Here is a 16843-nt window from a genome sequence, read left to right as displayed (position 1 = left end):
CGTTCCCATGACCGACGATCTGCCCCCGATGCTGGAACTTCGCGGCCTCGGCCGCCGCTATGGCGCGGCCGAGGTGCTGCGCGGGCTGGACCTCGCCGTGCCCCGCGGCAGCTTCACCGTGGTGGTCGGCCCCTCGGGCTGCGGCAAATCCACCCTGCTGCGCCTGATCGCCGGGCTGGACGCACCGAGCGCGGGCGAGATCCTGATCGACGGCACCAGGGTCGACCGGCTGCCGCCGGCGAAGCGCGGTGTGTCGATGGTGTTCCAGTCGTATGCGCTCTACCCGCATATGACCGTCCGCCGCAATATCGGCTTCGGGCTGAAGATCGCCGGGGCGTCGGACGCCGACATTCACGCGCGGATCGCCAGGGCCGCAGACATGCTGAAGATCGGCGAGCTGATGGACCGCAAGCCGGCCCAGCTGTCGGGCGGCCAGCGCCAGCGGGTGGCGATCGCCCGCGCGATCGTGCGCGACCCCAAGGTCTTCCTGTTCGACGAGCCATTGTCCAACCTGGATGCCGCGCTGCGCGCCGGCACACGGGTGGAGCTTGCCGCGATGCATGCGAAGCTTGGCGCCACCATCATCCACGTCACCCATGATCAGGTGGAAGCGATGACGCTGGCCGACCGGCTGGTGGTGCTGAACCGCGGCCGGATCGAGCAGGCGGGGCCCCCGCACGATCTCTACACCCGCCCCGGCACACTCTTCGTCGCCCGCTTCCTGGGCAGCCCGCAGATGAACGTCCTGACGCCGGCAAGCCCCACCGGCCAGGCCCTGGCCAGGGCAGACGATCTGCCCGACGGCACCGCCTGGATCGGCATCCGGCCCGAGGATCTGGCGATCGCGGCCCCGGATGCGCCCGATGCGGTCGCAGCCGGCCGGGTGGCGATGATCGAAGAACTGGGCGACAGCCGGATCCTGCATCTGCGGGTCGACGACGGCTGCGACATCGTTGTCCGCCATCACCGGACAGCCCCGGCCCCGGGCAGCCGGATCGCCGTCACCGCCCGCCGCGGCAGCCTGCATCCGTTCGCTGCCGATGAGCGCCGGCTCGACTCCGGTCGATTTTCCGTCTGACGGCTCGCGATATACGCGATTTCTTTACCCCTTTTCGGGACAGTATAGGATCTCTGAGGACGTACACGCCGGAGGGGGCGGAAGATGGACATCGTCACATTGGCGATCTACAACGCCTGGATCACCGTGACCCTGACCATCGGATTTGCTGCGGTCAGTGCGGCGCGGCGCGGCCCCGCCCATGTCCTGTGGTGGACCGCCGGCAATGCGGCGCGGGCGATCGCCTCGCTGATGCTGGCCTTCAACCTGGCAACCAGCGATCTGCCGACCACGCTGGCCGCGAACGGCCTGCTGCTGGTCTCGTCCGCGCTCTACCTCACCAGTTTCGAACGCCTGACCGGACGGCGCGGCCTGATGCCGCCGGCGATCGCGGTCATCGCGGTGACGATGGGGCTGGTGCTGGCCTTCACGGTCGCCAGCCCGGACCTCAAGGCACGGATCGTTTCCTATTCCACCGGGTCCGGCCTGCTGCTGCTGATGTGCGCCGTGGTCGCGATCCGAAATGATATCCGCGGCCGTGCACGGCCGTCCCTGCATGCCGCCGGCATCGTCTTCGCGATCTTCGGCAGCCTGACGCTGGTGCGGGGGCTGGCCACCCTGGCCGGTCCCGACATCGACAGCGTGCTGGCCAGCACCTGGGTCCAGTCCGGCTTCCTGGCACTTGCCGGCATGTTCTATGTCGGCAGCAATTTCGCGATGCTGTGGAGCATGCTGGTCGAAGACGGCGAGCGCCATGCCGCCGAGCTGGAAAACGCCCGACAGGCCGCAGAGCGGGCCAGTTTCGCGAAATCGCGCTTCCTTGCGACCATGAGCCACGAACTGCGCACGCCGCTGAACGGCGTTCTGGGCGCCGCTCAGCTGCTGCTGGGCGATCCGGGGGTCGGGCCGGGGCCGCGCCAGCGGGTGCAGATGATCGCAAGTGCCGGCCGGCATCTGCTGGGCGTCATCAACGACGTGCTCGATTTCTCGAAGATCGAAGCCGGCAAGCTGGAACTTCAGCCGCGCGACGGGGTGGATCTGCGCGGGTTGCTGACCGTGGTCAGCGATGTCGTCGCCCCCCAGGCCACAGCCAAGGGGCTGGTCCTGATCACCGATGCCGCGGCAGATCTGCCCCACGCCGTCCGCGCCGATGCGATGCGCCTGCAGCAGGTGCTGCTTAATCTGTTGTCGAACGCGGTGAAGTTCACGCCCCAGGGCCGGGTCATCCTGCGGGCGCGCCGGGGGGATGACGGGTGGTTGCGCTTCGAGGTGCAGGATGACGGGCCGGGCATCCCACCCGAGCGCCGGCATCTGCTGTTCAAGGATTTTTCGCAGCTGGACGAGAGCGCGGGCAGCGCCGCCGGGACGGGGCTCGGCCTTGCGATCTCGGCGCGGCTTGCCGCTGCCATGGGTGGCCGGCTGGAGCTGGACCACAGCGTTACCCGCGGGGCCCTGTTCCGCTTCGAGGCGCCCTTGCCGGAAACCCCCCTCAAGACCGGCCGGGCGGTCACGGCGCTGGACCGCGCGGAAGCCGCACCAACCCCGCCGCCCGCCGCCGAAGGGCGCGGCCCGCGGGTGCTGGTGGCAGACGATGTGGAGATGAACCGCGAAGTCCTCACCGCCATGCTCAAGCGCCTGGGCTGCGTGGTGGAAAAGGCCGAAGACGGCGCCGAGGCCTTGGCCATCGTCGCGCGTGGCGGCATAGATCTGGTGCTGATGGACATGCGCATGCCGGTGATGAACGGGCTGGAGGCGGCGCGTGCCATCCGCGGCCTGACCGATCCGAGACTGGCCGGGGTGCCGATGGTGGCGCTGACAGCCAATGCCTTCGATTCGGCCATGGAACAGTGCCGCGAGGCCGGCATGAACGACTATATGGCCAAGCCCGTGCAGCTGTCCGAACTGGCCGAGATGCTGCAGCGCTATACCCGCATCCGCCGGATGCCCCCGCCCGCGCCGCCGCAGTCCGCCGCGCCGCATCCCGAGGCGCCGGTCGAAGCGGTGGGCGACGAAATGGCTGCGATCGACCGCTTGCAGCGTCAGATGGGACAGGATCGTGTAGCCCAGATGCTCGACGGCTTCATGGCCACCGCCACCGATCGTATCCGCCGGATGACCCACGACGCCGACCCTGTGGTGCTGGCCGACGACGCGCGGACGATCGCGGGCCAGGCCGCCCTGCTCGGCCTGGATCAGCTGGCCCTCTGCGGCCGGCGTCTGGCGATCGCGGTGGAGAACGACGAGGGAGAGCCGCTGCGCGGCACCCATCTGGATGCCTTCACCACCCGCCTGCGCGCGACCCTGGTCGAGCTGCTGCTGCGCCGGGCGCGGCTCAGGGAATACCAGCCCTACTGACCGGCGCGCGCCCTGCGGCCACCTGCAGCGATGCGCGCGCCCCGCGGCTCGTGCTAACGTCCTGCCGTCCACGATACCCCCGCGCAAGGCCGGGGGACCCGACCGACGGAGGAAACACGGGTCATGACGTTGAAGATCTACGGGATGAGCGCGTCGCGCACCTCGCGCAATCTCTGGATGGCCGAGGAACTCGGCATCGCCTACGAGCACATCCCGGTCAAGATCGCCGACGCGGCGAGCGACCCCGACATCGCCCGCCTCAACCCCAATCTCCGGATTCCGGTGATCGAGGATGACGGCGTGGTCATCAGCGAATCCATGGCGATCAACCTCTATCTGGCCGCAAAGCATGGCGGGCCGCTCGCGGCCCGGGATGCGGCAGAGGCGGGGCTGATGGCCCAGTGGAGCTTCTGGGCCGTCACCGATCTTGAATCGCTGTCGCTGACCGTGCTTATGCACCGCCTGGTGCTGAGGGGCGAAGCCCGCGATGCCGCCCGCGCCGAAGCGGCGGAAACCAGTCTGGCCCGGCCGCTTGCCGTGCTGGACAAGGCGCTGGCGAAGGGCGACGGCTGGCTGATCGGCGGCCGCTTCACCGTCGCCGATCTGAACGTCTCGTCGATCGTCCACTGGCTGGCGGCCGCCCGCATGGATCTGTCGGGCGTGCCCCATGTCGCCGACTGGGTGAAGCGCTGCCGCGATCGTGACGCGGCGAAGACCGCGCAGAAGCTGCCCTGAGCTTTCACGGCAAGGGCCACCGCCACATAAAGCTGCGGCCCCGCCCGGCACCATCCACGTCCCCCGACGGATGGCGCCCCGGCGGGGCCGCGTGCCCCCTTCCCCCGGGGCAGGTCTGGCGGGACGGGCCTTACTCGGCCGGCCCCGCGATCGGAGTCCCCGCGATCGGTGGGCCCGCAAGCGGGCGGGCCAGCCCGGGGGCCGGCATATGGGCAGGAACCGCCGCGGGCGCATCATCCAGAACCCGGCCGGCTTCCAGCGTCGCCGCCAGGCGGTCGCGATCCAGCTCCCCTTCCCAGCGGGCGACCACGATCGCGGCCATGGCATTGCCGATGAAATTGGTCAGCGAACGGCATTCCGACATGAACCGGTCGACGCCCAGGATCAGCGCCATGCCGGCAACCGGCACGCTCGGCACCACGGCCAGGGTTGCCGCCAGCGTGATGAAGCCCGATCCGGTGACGCCGGCAGCGCCCTTGGAACTCAGCATCGCCACCAGCAGCAGCAGGATCTGATCGCCCAGCCCCAGAGGCGTGTCGGTCGCCTGGGCGATGAACAGCGCCGCCATGGTCATGTAGATGTTGGTGCCGTCCAGGTTGAAGGAATAGCCGGTCGGTACGACGAGCCCGACGACAGGCTTCGAACAGCCGGCCTTCTCCATCTTTTCCATCAGCGAGGGCAGCGCCGATTCCGACGAGCTGGTCCCCAGCACCAGCAGCAGTTCGGCCTTGATGAAGCGGATCAGGCGCAGGATCGAGAAGCCGTTCGCCCGGGCGACCGCCCCCAGGATGACCAGCACGAAGAAGAGCGCGGTGATATAGAAGGTGCCGACCAGCATCGCCAGATTGGCGATCGAGCCGATGCCGTATTTGCCGATGGTGAAGGCCATCGCGCCGAAGGCACCGATGGGCGCGACCTTCATCACGATATGGACGATGTTGAAGACCACCTGGGTGGTGATCTTCAGGACGTTGAGCACCGGCGCCCCGCGATCACCGATCATCGACAGGCCGACGCCGAACAGCACCGAGAAGAACAGCACCTGCAGAATGTCGCCCGAGGCAAAGGCGCTGAAGGCGGTGGCCGGAATGATGCCCATCAGGAAGCCGATCAGGGTCTGGTCATGCGCCTTGTCGGCATAGGCCTTGACCGCGGCGGCATCCAGGCTCGCCGGATCGATATGCATGCCGGCGCCGGGCTGGACGACATTCGCCACAATCAGCCCCACGATCAGGGCCAGCGTCGAGAAGACCAGGAAATAGATCATGGCCTTGGCGCCGACCCGACCGACCTTCTCAAGATCGCTCATGCCCGCGATGCCGGTGACCACGGTCAGGAAGATGACCGGGGCGATGATCATCTTGACCAGTTTGATGAAGGCATCGCCGAGCGGCTTCAGATCCGCGCCCAGCTGAGGGTAGAAATGGCCAAGGATGATGCCCGCCGCAACCGCGATCAGGACCTGGACATAGAGGTGCTGGTAGAACTTCTTCGGTCGGGCGGCGCCTGCCTGCGCGCCCTGCCCTGCGAGACCCTGTGCCATCGCCGGCGTCCTCCTCCGGGTTTTCGCCGGCGTGCGGCGCCGGCCGATCTTGGAATCCGGCCCGCCATCCCCTGCGGGCGGGCCTGGAAGCGCCTGTTGGCAATCGCCGTGCCAGCCGGAGGGGTGTGAACCAAATCCTTGAATTCCCTGATGGAATACCCGGCATGCACTCCCGGACTGCCCGGGGAATGTGCGGATATTCGCCCAGAATTGGCGGGGTGATGGCGAAACTCCGCACGATGTGCGGATTTGCGCCCGGCTGCGATTCGTCGGAGACTGAGACCATGACCGATCCTGCCGACACCGCCACTTTCGCACCTGCCGATGCCAGGCCGATCCGCCGGAAACGGATCGTGATCCGGGCGGTTTTCGTCTGCCTGTGGCTTGCCGTCGGCGGCCTTGTGGTCTGGCAGGCCGGGCGGATTGCCCGGGATGAGGTGCTGGCCGATCTCACCCAGGCCGGGCGCGTGGCGCTGTCGCTCAATGCCGAGGCGCTCGGCGCCGAGATCGACAAGCAGCGCGCCCTGCCGGTGGTGCTGGCGCGTGATCCCGATGCCCTGGCCGTGTTGCGTGCACCGGAAAACGGTGCCGCCCGCGACCGGCTGAACCGCAAGCTGGAAGCACTGGCCCGCGCCACCCGCGCTGCGGTCATCTATCTGATCGACGATCACGGGCTGACGCTGGCGGCCAGCAACTGGTCGAGCCCGGTCAGCTTCGTGGGCAACGACTACGGCTTCCGGCCCTATCACGCGGTCGCCATGGCCGAAGGTGCCGCAGAGCATTTCGCCATGGGCACGGTCAGCCACCGCCCCGGCATGTATCTGGCCCGGCGGATCGACGACGACCGGGGCCCCGCACCCCGATCCGGATTGGGCGTGATGGTGGTGAAGATCGAGTTCGACCGGCTGGAGGCGATCTGGGCCGGCGCCCCTGAACGGATCTTCGCCACCGATGCCCGTGGCGTGGTGCTGGTCAGCGGGATCGCCGGCTGGCGCTTCCAAAGCCTGGCGCCGCTGCCCGAAGAGACGCGTGCCGCGATCCGTGCCGGGCTGCAATATGGTGATGCGCCGCTCACCCCCCTGCCCTTCAGCCCCGGCACGGATGATGGCCGGCTGGTCAGCGTCGACGGGACCGGCATGCTGCATCAAAGCCTGACCATGCCCGAGATCGGCTGGACCCTGCATCTGATGACCCCGGCCGACCAGGCCGTGCGACGGGCGGTGGCGGATGCGCGCGCGCTTGCCGGCGCCGGCATTGCCCTGCTTGCAACGCTCGCGGCAGCCGGGCTCTATCGCCGCCAGCAGTTGCAAGGCCGGGCCGCCCATGCCGCCCATGAGCGGCAGAGGCTGGAAGCGGCGGTCGCCGGTCGCACCGCCGATCTCGCCCGCGCCTATGCGGCCCTGGAAGCCGAAATGGAAGAACGCCGCCAGGCCGAGGCCGCGGCGCGGCGCCTGCAGGACGATCTGATCCAGGCCGGGCGGCTGGCGGTGCTGGGACGGATCGCCGCCAGCGTCGCCCATGAGATCAATCAGCCGGTGGCGGCGATCCGCGCCTTCGCCGACAATGCCCGCGCCTTCCTGGATCGCGGCCGGGCCGATGCCGCCCTGGCCAACCTGTCCCGCATCGCCGAATTGACCGCCCGGATCGGCACGATCACCGGCCAGCTGCGCGGCTTCGCCCGCAAGGCCGGCACCGCGCCGACGCCTGTACGGGTGACCGAGGCGATCGATGGCGCCCTGCTGCTGCTGGGCCACCGGATCCGCGCCGGCGGCATCGATCTGGTGCGCGACATCCCGGCAGACATCGCCGGGGCCCGGGTGGTGGCGGAACGGGTGCGACTGGAACAGGTGCTGGTCAATCTGATCGGTAATGCCGTCGATGCCGTCGACGGCCGTCCGGCCCCGCGGATCACCATCCGGCTGTCGCGATCCAGGGCCGATGACGGCGCATCGAGGCTCGGGCTTCAGGTCTCGGACAACGGGCCCGGGCTTGCGCCCGATATCCGCGAGGCCCTTTTCCTGCCCTTCCGCACCACCAAACCCGACGGGCTGGGCCTGGGTCTGGTGATCTCGGCCGATCTGGTGCGCGAGATGGGCGGCACGCTTTCCGCATGCTCGCCTGACACGGATGGCGCGGGTGCCACGTTTATCATCGAACTGCCGGAGGCCGGATGAGCCGCGAACTGCCACAGGTCGTCTTCGTCGACGACGAGGACGACGTCCGGATCGCCAATGCCCAGACCCTGGAACTGGCCGGGTTCGAGGTGCTGACCGCCGCCTCGGCCGACGCCGCCCTGGCGCTGGTGGATCGCGATTTTCCGGGGGTGATCGTCACCGACATGCGCATGCCCGGCATCGACGGGCTCGCCCTGTTCGACCGGCTGCGGGCGCAGGATCCCGACCTGCCGGTGATCTTCGTGACCGGCCATGGCGACATTCCGATGGCGGTGGAGGCGATGCGCCGCGGCGCCCACGATTTCCTGTCCAAACCCTATCCGGCCGAGGCGCTGGTGGAGGCGGTGACGCGGGCCACACGGCTGCGCCGGCTGGTGATGGAGAACCGCCGGCTGAAGGCCGCCCTGGACGCCGAGGCAGCGCTGGGGCTGATCGGCCGCACGCCCGAGATGGAGCGGCTGCGCGAGATCGTACAGGCGGTCGCGGCCGCCGATGTCGACGTGCTGGTGCTGGGGGAAACCGGGTCGGGCAAGGAAGTCGTGGCCCGCGCACTCCATGCCGGCAGCCGGCGACGCGCCGCCCGGCTGGTGGCACTGAATTGCGGTGCCCTGCCCGAGACGGTGATCGAGAGCGAGCTGTTCGGCCATGAACCCGGCGCCTTCACCGGCGCCCAGCGCCGCCGGGTGGGGCGGATCGAGCATGCCGATGGCGGCACACTGTTCCTCGACGAGATCGAGAGCATGCCCAAGGGCCTGCAGGTCAAGCTGCTGCGGGTGCTGGAGACCCGCACGGTCGAGCCGCTGGGCACCAACGAGATACGGCCGGTCGACCTTCGGGTGATCGGCGCCACCAAGGTCGACCTGCTGCAGGAAGCGGCGGAGGGGCGGTTCCGCGACGACCTCTATTACCGCCTGAATGTGGTGACGATCCGCATCCCGCCGCTGCGGGAGCGACGGGGCGACGTGCCTCTGCTGTTCGCCCATTTCCTGGACCGGGCCGCGACACGGTTCGGCCGGCCGGTGCCGGATGTGGACGATGCCGTCCGCCACCACCTCGCCGCCCATGACTGGCCGGGCAATGTCCGGGAACTGGCCCATTTCGCCGAACGGGTGGCCCTGGGACTTGCCGCCGATACCGCAGCGGCAACAGCCCCCGCTGCCGCAGGCGCGGCCGGGCCGGGCGACGACCCGGATCTGCCCCTGCCCCGGCGGGTGGACCGGTTCGAGGCGGGGGCGATCCGTGCCGCACTGGCGCTGCATGACGGCGAGGTCAAGGCAGTGATCCAGGCGCTGGGCCTGCCGCGCAAGACCTTCTACGACAAGCTCCAGCGCCACGGCATAGACCCCAACGACTACCGTCGCACCCGCAGGGGTTGACGGCTCAGGCGGCGGTGACCCGGTCGATCCAGGCGCCGAGCACCGTCATCACCTCGGCACGATTGGTCTCGTTCAGGGTTTCGTGACGGGCGCCGCCGAAGACATGGACCGAGACATCGGCCAGGCCCGCCGCGCGGTAGCGGCCGACCAGGGTGTCGAACCAGACCATGTCGCCGCCGACGGGGTCGCGATCGCCGATGAAGAGCAGCAGCGGCATGTCGCGCACCAGCCGCGCGGTCGCCTCGGGCTGCCAGATCGGGCCGCAGACCTCGAAGATCGAGCCGAACGACGCCTCGGCCACGGTGAAGCCGCAAAGCGGATCGGCGATATAGGCATCGACTTCGGCCGGATCGCGGCTCAGCCAGTCGAAGGGGGTGCGGGCGTCGGGGATGGTCTGGTTCAGGTCTTCCAGCCGGAAGCTGCCCGAGGCGGCGGCCTGGCCCAGCATGTCGACCGCCGTGGTGCCCGACAGGGCCACACCGTCCACGGCCCCCGGATGCCGGGTCATGAAGGCCTGGGCGGCAAACGAGCCCATGCTGTGGCCGACCAGAACCCGCTTCAGCCCCGGATGGCGCCGGCCGAGTTCGGCTGCGATCACCGCCAGATCGTCGACCAGCGCCGCAAAGCCGCCGGCTCCGAAATCGCCGAGCGTGCCGGCCTCGGCGGCCGCAGGACCATGGCCGCGGTGGTTGGCGGCATAGACCGCATGGCCGGCGGCGGTCAGCCGGCGGGCAAGCCGGTCATAGCGGCCGATATGCTCCCCCATGCCATGGGCAAGCTGCACCACGCCCCGGGGCGTGCCCTCGGGCAGCCAGGCCCGGACGCGGATCTCGTGGCCGTCGGGCGCGGTCAAGGTGAAGGCGGTGTCGTCGGCGGTCATGGCTTGCGGTCCCTCCGGTGCCGGCACGCGCCGGCACCCCATGCGCCGGCCGTCCGGTCGTTGCCCCGTATGGTGGACTGCCGCCCCGACCAGCGCAATGCACCGATGACACGGCACCGGGTCAGCCCCGCGCCACGCGGTTGCGGCCGCCCGATCCGGCGCGGCATCGGCGCGGGTGACGGCCACCCGCCGGCCATGTCCGCCACCACCAGCGCAAGCAGCACCGCCGTCGTGAGGGCGCGGCCGCTGTAGATCGCGGCCGCGCTGCAAAGGTCCGACACGCTGTCCCGCCCCTTGACAGCGATCGCGTCCTGTCGCCACCTTTACAACAGCAGTGCCCCCAGATGGGAAGGTCGCCATGCCGATGGTGGTGGTTTCGTGGAGACGGTGCTCCCGTCGAACCGGTGACGGTTCGCGGGCGGCTGCGCCGTCATGCGCGGCCCGCCGGGCGGACCGCGCCAAGGCCTGGTACAATCAGGACATCGTCCTCGCCTATGATTTCCCGCGGGCCTGATCGCGCCCGCGGCCGGCCGTTTTCGGGCCGGGCCGCACCCTTCTCCGACAGCTTTACGCCCCACTGGCCGAACCGGATGCAGCCGCAACCGGGTATCACGGCCGTGCGGGTGCTCCACCGCCCGCCGCATCCGGCGTGATGCCGCGGCGGGCGGCATGTCAGGACATCGCGATCAGATGACCCGCATTCCCGAACCCTTCCGCATCAAGATGGTCGAGCGCATCCGCCAGACCACCCGCGAAGACCGTATCGCCGCGCTGGAAGAAGCCGGCCACAACCTCTTCCTGCTGCGTGCCGAAGACGTCTATATCGACCTGCTGACCGACAGCGGCACCGGCGCGATGAGCGATGCCCAATGGGCCGCGATGATGACCGGCGACGAGGCCTATGCCGGCAGCCGCAGTTTCTATCGCCTGGAAGCCGCGGTGCAGCGGCTGTTCGGCTATCGCCATGTGGTGCCGACCCATCAGGGCCGCGGCGCCGAACAGATCCTGTTCCCGGTGCTGATCGCCCGGGCCCGCGCCCGGTCGGGCAACCCCGCCGCGCGGCCGGTCTTCCTGTCCAACCATCATTTCGACACCACCGCCGCCCATGTCGAACTGTCGGGCGGACGTGCGGTCGATGTGCTGACGCCGGCCGCCTATGACACCGGCCGGCCTTTCGACTGGAAGGGCAATTTCGATCTCGACCGTCTGGCGGCGGAGATCGACGCGGCCGGCCCTGAGAACGTCGCCGGCGTGATCGTCACCATCACCTGCAACAGCGCCGGCGGCCAGCCGGTGGCGATGGACAATATCCGCGCTGCGGCGGCCCTTGCCCGCGCCCATGGCATCCCGGTGGTGATCGACAGCGCCCGCTTCGCCGAAAACGCCTGGTTCATCAAGCGTCGCGACCCGGCCTGGCGCGATGCGGCCCTGACCGACATCGTGGCGGCGATCTATGCCGAAGGCGATGTGCTGACCATGTCGGCCAAGAAGGATCCGATGGTCAATATGGGCGGGCTGTGTGCGGTTCGCGAAGATGCGGAACTCTTCGCCGGCGTCCAGGCATTGTGCGTGCCCATGGAAGGCTTCATCACCTATGGCGGCATGTCCGGACGCGATATGGACGCCCTTGCGGTGGGGCTGGACGAGGCGGTGGACGAGGCCTTCCTGGACTATCGCATCGCCCAGGTTGCCCATCTGGGCCAGCGGCTGATCGAAGGCGGCGTGCCGATCCAGGCGCCGACCGGCGGCCATGCGGTCTTCGTGGATGCCGCCCGCATGCTGCCGCATATTCCGGCCGCGCGCTTCCCCGCACAGGCGCTGGCCAATGCGCTTTATGTCGAGGGCGGTGTGCGCGGGGTGGAGATCGGCTCGCTGCTGCTCGGTCGTGATCCGGAAACCGGTCAGCAGAAGCCGTCGAAGCTTGAACTGCTGCGGCTCACCATCCCGCGCCGGGTCTATACCAACGACCATATGGACTATGTCGCCGAGGCGCTGATCCGGGTCAAGGACCGGGCGTCGGACCTGACCGGGCTCAGCTTCGTGCACGAGCCCAGGGTGCTGCGTCACTTCACCGCCCGGCTGACCCCGGACGACGCGCAGCCGCTGCGCCGCAGCGCCTGACCCACGGCCTTGCCGCCGGCGGCATGGTTTTGCCGCTTGGCGGCGCCCGCGGCGCCCGGCAGTCTCGTCATGCACCGGCCCCCGACCCGACAGACAGGCCGGCCGGTGCATGACCCCGGAGACGCTGCCCCATGACGACCCCTCACCCCCTGAAGTCGATCGATATCGCGGAACTGGCCGACCGTCATTTCGGCAGCACGCCGGATGCGCTGGAGCCCGAAGAGCGCCGGGTGCTGGCCGGGATCGCGCGCCACACCCATCTTTCGCGCGACGTCTCTGATCTTGCCGATGAACAATCCGGCCGCTGGGAGCGGCTGGCCGACCGGGTGGCCGCGATCGGCGGCTCCTGGGGCTTCATCCTGGGCTTCACCGGCGTGCTGATTGCGTGGATGGTGCTCAATGCCGGCCTGCTTCAGCTCTGGCATCTGGCGTTCGATCCCTACCCGTTCATCTTCCTGAACCTGATGCTCTCGATGCTTGCCGCGATCCAGGCGCCGATCATCATGATGAGCCAGAACCGCCAGGCGACGAAGGACCGCATCGCCGCCACCCATGACTATGAAGTCAACCTCAAGGCCGAGCTTGAGATCATGCGGCTGCACGAGAAGATCGATCAGCTGCGCATCGAACATCTGGAAAACATCGCCCGCCACCAGACCGAGATGCTGGAGCTGCTGCGCAGCCGGATCGACACCCGCCCCCAGGGCACGCCGGGCACGGCCGACTGACCCGCTGATATCACAAGCACTCGCTTGACATATTCCCGAGAGCCGCGGACAATCCGTCCTGATATTGATAATGAGTCGCAATCTTAATTGCGACACGGAAAAGGACCGGATCCCATGGCCTTCGAGCTTCCCTCCCTGCCCTACAGCACCACGGCACTCGCCGCCCGTGGCATGAGCCAGGAGACGCTGGAACTCCATCACGGCAAGCATCATCAGGCCTATATCACCGCGCTCAACGGCTTCGTCGCCAAGGATGAAGGTCTGCAGGGCAAGTCGCTGGAAGAGATCATCCACCTCTCGGCAGGTCGCGCAGACATGGCGCCCGTGTTCAACAATGCCGGCCAGCACTGGAACCACATCATCTTCTGGCAGAGCCTGGCCCCGGCCGGTGGCCGCATGCCCGACAGGCTGGGGGCGAAGATCGCCGAGGATTTCGGCAGCCTCGACGCCTTCAAGGAAGCCTTCCGCGCCGCAGCCATCAGCCAGTTCGGCTCGGGCTGGGCCTGGCTGGTGCTGAAGCCCGACGGAAAGCTCGGCGTCTCGAAGAGCCCCAATGCCGCCAATCCGCTCTCGGCCGAAGAAGGCCGCACCCTGCTCGGCCTCGACGTCTGGGAGCACAGCTACTATCTGGACTTCCGTAACCGTCGCCCGGACTACGTGACCAACTTCCTGGACAATCTTGCGAATTACGAGTTCGCCGAGGCGGGGCTGCTCGCCGCCTGAGCCTCGCGGACGGTCCGGTCCAGCTCGGCCACGAGCCAGCGGCCGAGCCGGGCCACAGCCGCCGACGGCACCCCCGCCCCGCGCCGGATCAATCCGTAGCGGGAGCCGTCGGCGGCGAAGCCTTCAGGTGCCACCAGCCGTCCCGCCGCCAGATCGTCCGCCACCACCAGCAGCGGGCAGAGCGCGACCCCCAGGCCTGCAAGCGCGCTTTCGGCCGCCAGCACGTGATGATCGAACAGCCGGATCTCGCGCGGCTGCGGCACCGCCGGATGCAGGCCCAGCCAGTCGGCCCAGCCCCGCGGCCGGGTGGTGGAGCCCAGCGCCACATAGTCGCCGCCCCTGAAGGCGGCCGCCTGTGCCACCGTCGCCACCGGCCCCATCGCCTCTTCGACCACCGGCTCGACGATCCAGCCCGGCTCGACCGGGAAATCCAGACGCCGCAAGGCCAGCCCTGCGCCGCCGGTTGCAAGATCGGGCCGGCCGCCGCCGACCGACAGATGCACACGCAGCCCGGGGTGATCCGCCTCGAACCGGCCGAGTCGCGGGATCAGCCAGCGCATGGCGATCGAACGCTCGCAGGACAGCACCACCGGCCCCTCCGCCGCGCCCCGGATCCGCCCCAGCGCCTCCGCAACCTGATCAAGCGCCGCACGCGCCGCCGCGGCCAGCAGCGCCCCTTCGGGCGTGGGCCGGATGCCGCGCCCCTGGGGCTCCACCAGCCGCACGCCCAGATCCCGGGCAAGCTTGCCGATCCGCCGGCTGACCGCGCCATGGGTGAGAACCAGCTCTTCCGCCGCCGCGCGCACACCCCCCAGCCGCACCACCGCCTCGAAAGCGCGCAGATCGTCGAGCGAGGGGATTTCGGATCGTTTCATTTTTGCCTGGGCTTCTCACCGTTGCTTGCGATGCAAGCTTAGGCCCGACGAGCGCATTTCCACAGCAAAACCCGTCAGCTTTTGTCACCAGTTATGGTCGGAACCCATCGCTTTTCCCCGCCCGCCCCGCCGCTAGACTGAGGCCGACACCGCAGCAGCGCGAAGGGGCGAGAGAGATGGCAGAGACGGCACCGATCCTGGTCACCATGGGCGATCCGGCGGGCATCGGCCCCGAGATCATCGTGAAGGCACTGGCGGGTGCCGCCCGGCCGCTGCCGGTCGTGGTGGTGGGCGATGCCGGGGTGATGGCGCGGGCGATGGGGCTCGTGGCGCCCGATATGCGGATCGATATCGTCACCGATCCTCTGGCGGAGACGGCGGGTGCAGGGGTGATCAGGCTGGTGGAAAGCGGCCGGCTCGATCCGCTTCCGGGCTTTGGCCGGATCGATGCCGCAGCGGCGCGGGCGGCGGTGGATGCGGTGCTGACAGCGGTGCGGCTGGTACAGGCGGGACGCGGTTCCGCGATCGTCACCGCACCGATCAACAAGGCGGCGCTGGCCCTGGCCGGGCTGTCCTGGCCGGGCCATACCGAATTGCTGGCGGCCCATGCCGGCCGGGGGCCTGCGGCGATGATGCTGGCCGGCCCGGATCTGCGGGTGGTGCCGGCAACCCTGCACATGGCCCTGGCCGAGGCGTTGGCGGTGCTGGATCACGACACCGAACTCGCGGCCATCCGGGCCGCCGATCAGGGGGCACGCGCCTTCGGCATTCCGGCCCCGCGGGTGGCGGTCGCCGCCCTCAACCCCCATGCGGGCGATGGCGGACGGTTCGGCGATGCCGAAGCCCGGATCCTGACACCGGCCATCGCGGCCGCCCGGGCCGAAGGCATCGATGCCTCGGGCCCCTGGCCGGCGGATACCGTCTTCCTCCAGGCCCGCCGCGGCCGGTTCGACGTGGTCGTCGCCCAGTATCACGATCAGGCGATGATCCCGGCCAAGCTCGACGGGCTGGATGCCGCGGTGAACGTCACGCTGGGGCTGGACCTGATCCGCACCAGCCCCGATCATGGCACGGCCTTCGACATCGCCGGCCGCGGCATCGCCGATCCGGCGCCGCTGCTGGCCGCCATCGCCTGCGCCCGCCGCCTGTGCCCGCCATCCGCCATCCACCATCCGGCCGGCAGCCGAACCGGAGCCTGATCCCATGTCCGACCGCCTGATCTTCATGGCAACCCGCAACGATGCCACCGTGGCCGGGGCCGAAGCCCTGGTCGAGACCGCAGCCGGGCTCGGCATCCGCCGGATCGGCTTCAAGGATGTCGGGCTGGACCGGGACGGTCTGGCGGCACTCCATGCCCGCATCAAGGCTGCCGGGGCCGAAAGCGTGCTGGAGATGGTCTCGCTTGATGCCGAGGCCGAGGCGGAGGCGGCGCGGCTGGCGGTGGATATGGGTGTCGACCTGCTGCTCGGCGGCCGGCACCCGCACGCGGTGCTGCCGGTGATCGCAGGCCGCGGCCTGCGCTATATGCCCTTCGCCGGCGCGGTTTCCGGGCACCCCAGCATGCTTGCCGGCAGCGACGACGAGATCGTCGCCGATGCCGCCCGGCTTGCAGCCATGGCGGGCGTTTCCGGGATCGACCTGCTGGCCTGGCGCCGGCCGGGCGATGCCGCGGCCCTGATCGCGAAGGTCGTGGCCGCCGTGGCCCCGAAGCCGGTGATCGTGGCCGGATCGATCGACAGCCCGGCGGCGGTTGCGGCCGTGGTCGCGGCCGGTGCCGCCGGCTTCACCATCGGCACCGCCGCAATCGAGGGCAGGTTCGAAGGGGCGGCGCCCCGGCTTCCGGCACAGCTTGCCGCCGCGCTGAAAGCGCTGGCCGAAGCCGAAGGACGGATCTCGCCCGCCGGCACCGTCGATCTCGCCCGCGCCTTCGCCGGCTTCGACGACTGCTGGAGCCCGCGCATCGGCGGGCGGATCAACGACATGCACCTGAAGCTGGTCAAGCTGTCCGGCGCCTTCGTCTGGCACCGCCACGAGGTCGAGGACGAGCTGTTCCTGGTAACCCGCGGCCGGCTGCTGATGAAATTCCGCGACCGCGACGAAGAGGTGGCGGCCGGCCAGTTCATCATCGTGCCCCACGGCGTGGAGCATTGTCCGGTTGCACTGGACGAGCCCTGCGAGGTGGTGCTGCTGGAACCGGCGACCACGGTCAACACCGGCACGGCCGGTGGCGGGCGTACGGTCACCGATCTCAAATCGATCTGACTTGACCTCCCGGC

The 16843-nt window shown here is 69.4% G+C and carries 13 protein-coding genes; 10 read left to right on the top strand and 3 right to left on the bottom strand.

Features of this window, described 5'->3' with window-relative positions; translation table 11 throughout:
- Positions 1-7: 7 nt before the first annotated feature.
- The 3 genes from P7L68_RS09870 (at position 8) to P7L68_RS09860 (ending at position 4147) form a co-directional block, all read left to right on the top strand.
- On the top strand, positions 8-1078 hold the full coding sequence (locus P7L68_RS09870) for an ABC transporter ATP-binding protein (RefSeq protein ID WP_372004663.1): 1071 nt from the start codon (positions 8-10) through the stop codon (positions 1076-1078).
- A gap of 84 nt (positions 1079-1162) precedes the next feature.
- Positions 1163-3412: an ATP-binding protein gene (locus tag P7L68_RS09865; protein ID WP_372004660.1), complete on the top strand. Its 2250-nt coding sequence runs from the start codon at positions 1163-1165 to the stop codon at positions 3410-3412.
- Positions 3413-3535: 123 nt separating this feature from the next.
- On the top strand, positions 3536-4147 hold the full coding sequence (locus P7L68_RS09860) for a glutathione S-transferase family protein (protein WP_372004657.1): 612 nt from the start codon (positions 3536-3538) through the stop codon (positions 4145-4147).
- 130 nt (positions 4148-4277) lie between these two features.
- On the opposite strand, the gene P7L68_RS09855 is transcribed toward P7L68_RS09860, so the two are convergent.
- Complete coding sequence (locus tag P7L68_RS09855; RefSeq protein WP_372004654.1) at positions 4278-5690, bottom strand: dicarboxylate/amino acid:cation symporter; 1413 nt, start codon at positions 5688-5690, stop codon at positions 4278-4280.
- 284 nt (positions 5691-5974) lie between these two features.
- Here P7L68_RS09855 and P7L68_RS09850 point away from each other — a divergent pair, with 284 nt between their 5' ends.
- Together P7L68_RS09850 and P7L68_RS09845 are read left to right on the top strand one after the other, a co-directional pair.
- Positions 5975-7864, top strand: coding sequence for a sensor histidine kinase (locus P7L68_RS09850; protein ID WP_372004651.1), 1890 nt, complete (start codon positions 5975-5977; stop codon positions 7862-7864).
- A complete protein-coding gene (locus tag P7L68_RS09845) occupies positions 7861-9240 on the top strand; it encodes a sigma-54-dependent transcriptional regulator (protein ID WP_372004648.1) in 1380 nt (459 codons plus the stop codon). Before P7L68_RS09850 ends, P7L68_RS09845 begins: the two co-directional genes overlap by 4 nt.
- Before the next feature lie 4 nt (positions 9241-9244).
- Here the strand turns inward: P7L68_RS09845 and P7L68_RS09840 are convergent, their stop codons facing one another.
- Complete coding sequence (locus tag P7L68_RS09840; RefSeq protein ID WP_372004645.1) at positions 9245-10120, bottom strand: alpha/beta fold hydrolase; 876 nt, start codon at positions 10118-10120, stop codon at positions 9245-9247.
- Between the two features lie 690 nt (positions 10121-10810).
- Here P7L68_RS09840 and P7L68_RS09835 point away from each other — a divergent pair.
- The 3 genes from P7L68_RS09835 (at position 10811) to P7L68_RS09825 (ending at position 13692) form a co-directional block, all read left to right on the top strand.
- Complete coding sequence (locus P7L68_RS09835) at positions 10811-12241, top strand: tryptophanase (protein ID WP_372004642.1); 1431 nt, start codon at positions 10811-10813, stop codon at positions 12239-12241.
- A gap of 131 nt (positions 12242-12372) precedes the next feature.
- The gene (locus P7L68_RS09830; protein WP_372004639.1) at positions 12373-12969 is read left to right on the top strand and encodes a DUF1003 domain-containing protein; all 597 of its coding nucleotides are present in this window, start codon (positions 12373-12375) and stop codon (positions 12967-12969) included.
- A gap of 114 nt (positions 12970-13083) precedes the next feature.
- The gene (locus P7L68_RS09825; protein ID WP_372004636.1) at positions 13084-13692 is read left to right on the top strand and encodes a superoxide dismutase; all 609 of its coding nucleotides are present in this window, start codon (positions 13084-13086) and stop codon (positions 13690-13692) included.
- Here P7L68_RS09825 and P7L68_RS09820 read toward each other — a convergent pair.
- Entirely contained in the window at positions 13656-14567 is a 912-nt protein-coding gene (locus P7L68_RS09820; protein ID WP_372004634.1) for a LysR family transcriptional regulator, read from the bottom strand. The genes P7L68_RS09825 and P7L68_RS09820 overlap by 37 nt on opposite strands.
- A 176-nt stretch (positions 14568-14743) precedes the next feature.
- Here P7L68_RS09820 and pdxA point away from each other — a divergent pair, with 176 nt between their 5' ends.
- Both pdxA and P7L68_RS09810 read left to right on the top strand, forming a co-directional pair.
- Complete coding sequence (gene pdxA / locus P7L68_RS09815) at positions 14744-15766, top strand: 4-hydroxythreonine-4-phosphate dehydrogenase PdxA (protein ID WP_372004631.1); 1023 nt, start codon at positions 14744-14746, stop codon at positions 15764-15766.
- 4 nt (positions 15767-15770) lie between these two features.
- The gene (locus P7L68_RS09810; RefSeq protein WP_372004629.1) at positions 15771-16829 is read left to right on the top strand and encodes a cupin domain-containing protein; all 1059 of its coding nucleotides are present in this window, start codon (positions 15771-15773) and stop codon (positions 16827-16829) included.
- The last annotated feature ends 14 nt before the right edge of the window (positions 16830-16843 follow it).

It is taken from the genome of Tistrella mobilis (genome assembly GCF_041468085.1).
Classification (GTDB): Bacteria; Pseudomonadota; Alphaproteobacteria; order Tistrellales; family Tistrellaceae; genus Tistrella; species Tistrella mobilis_A.
This window is presented reverse-complemented; position numbering and strand designations above follow the sequence as displayed.

What these genes read in the sequence shown, in the direction of transcription:
- pdxA (WP_372004631.1), top strand. Translation starts at nt 14,744, where the DNA reads ATGGCAGAGACGGCACCGATCCTGGTCACCATGGGCGATCCGGCGGGC.
- P7L68_RS09810 (WP_372004629.1), top strand. Translation starts at nt 15,771, where the DNA reads ATGTCCGACCGCCTGATCTTCATGGCAACCCGCAACGATGCCACCGTG.
- P7L68_RS09860 (WP_372004657.1), top strand. Translation starts at nt 3,536, where the DNA reads ATGACGTTGAAGATCTACGGGATGAGCGCGTCGCGCACCTCGCGCAAT.
- P7L68_RS09825 (WP_372004636.1), top strand. Translation starts at nt 13,084, where the DNA reads ATGGCCTTCGAGCTTCCCTCCCTGCCCTACAGCACCACGGCACTCGCC.
- P7L68_RS09855 (WP_372004654.1), bottom strand. Translation starts at nt 5,690, where the DNA reads ATGGCACAGGGTCTCGCAGGGCAGGGCGCGCAGGCAGGCGCCGCCCGA.
- P7L68_RS09850 (WP_372004651.1), top strand. Translation starts at nt 5,975, where the DNA reads ATGACCGATCCTGCCGACACCGCCACTTTCGCACCTGCCGATGCCAGG.
- P7L68_RS09870 (WP_372004663.1), top strand. Translation starts at nt 8, where the DNA reads ATGACCGACGATCTGCCCCCGATGCTGGAACTTCGCGGCCTCGGCCGC.
- P7L68_RS09830 (WP_372004639.1), top strand. Translation starts at nt 12,373, where the DNA reads ATGACGACCCCTCACCCCCTGAAGTCGATCGATATCGCGGAACTGGCC.
- P7L68_RS09840 (WP_372004645.1), bottom strand. Translation starts at nt 10,120, where the DNA reads ATGACCGCCGACGACACCGCCTTCACCTTGACCGCGCCCGACGGCCAC.
- P7L68_RS09820 (WP_372004634.1), bottom strand. Translation starts at nt 14,567, where the DNA reads ATGAAACGATCCGAAATCCCCTCGCTCGACGATCTGCGCGCTTTCGAG.
- P7L68_RS09865 (WP_372004660.1), top strand. Translation starts at nt 1,163, where the DNA reads ATGGACATCGTCACATTGGCGATCTACAACGCCTGGATCACCGTGACC.
- P7L68_RS09845 (WP_372004648.1), top strand. Translation starts at nt 7,861, where the DNA reads ATGAGCCGCGAACTGCCACAGGTCGTCTTCGTCGACGACGAGGACGAC.
- P7L68_RS09835 (WP_372004642.1), top strand. Translation starts at nt 10,811, where the DNA reads ATGACCCGCATTCCCGAACCCTTCCGCATCAAGATGGTCGAGCGCATC.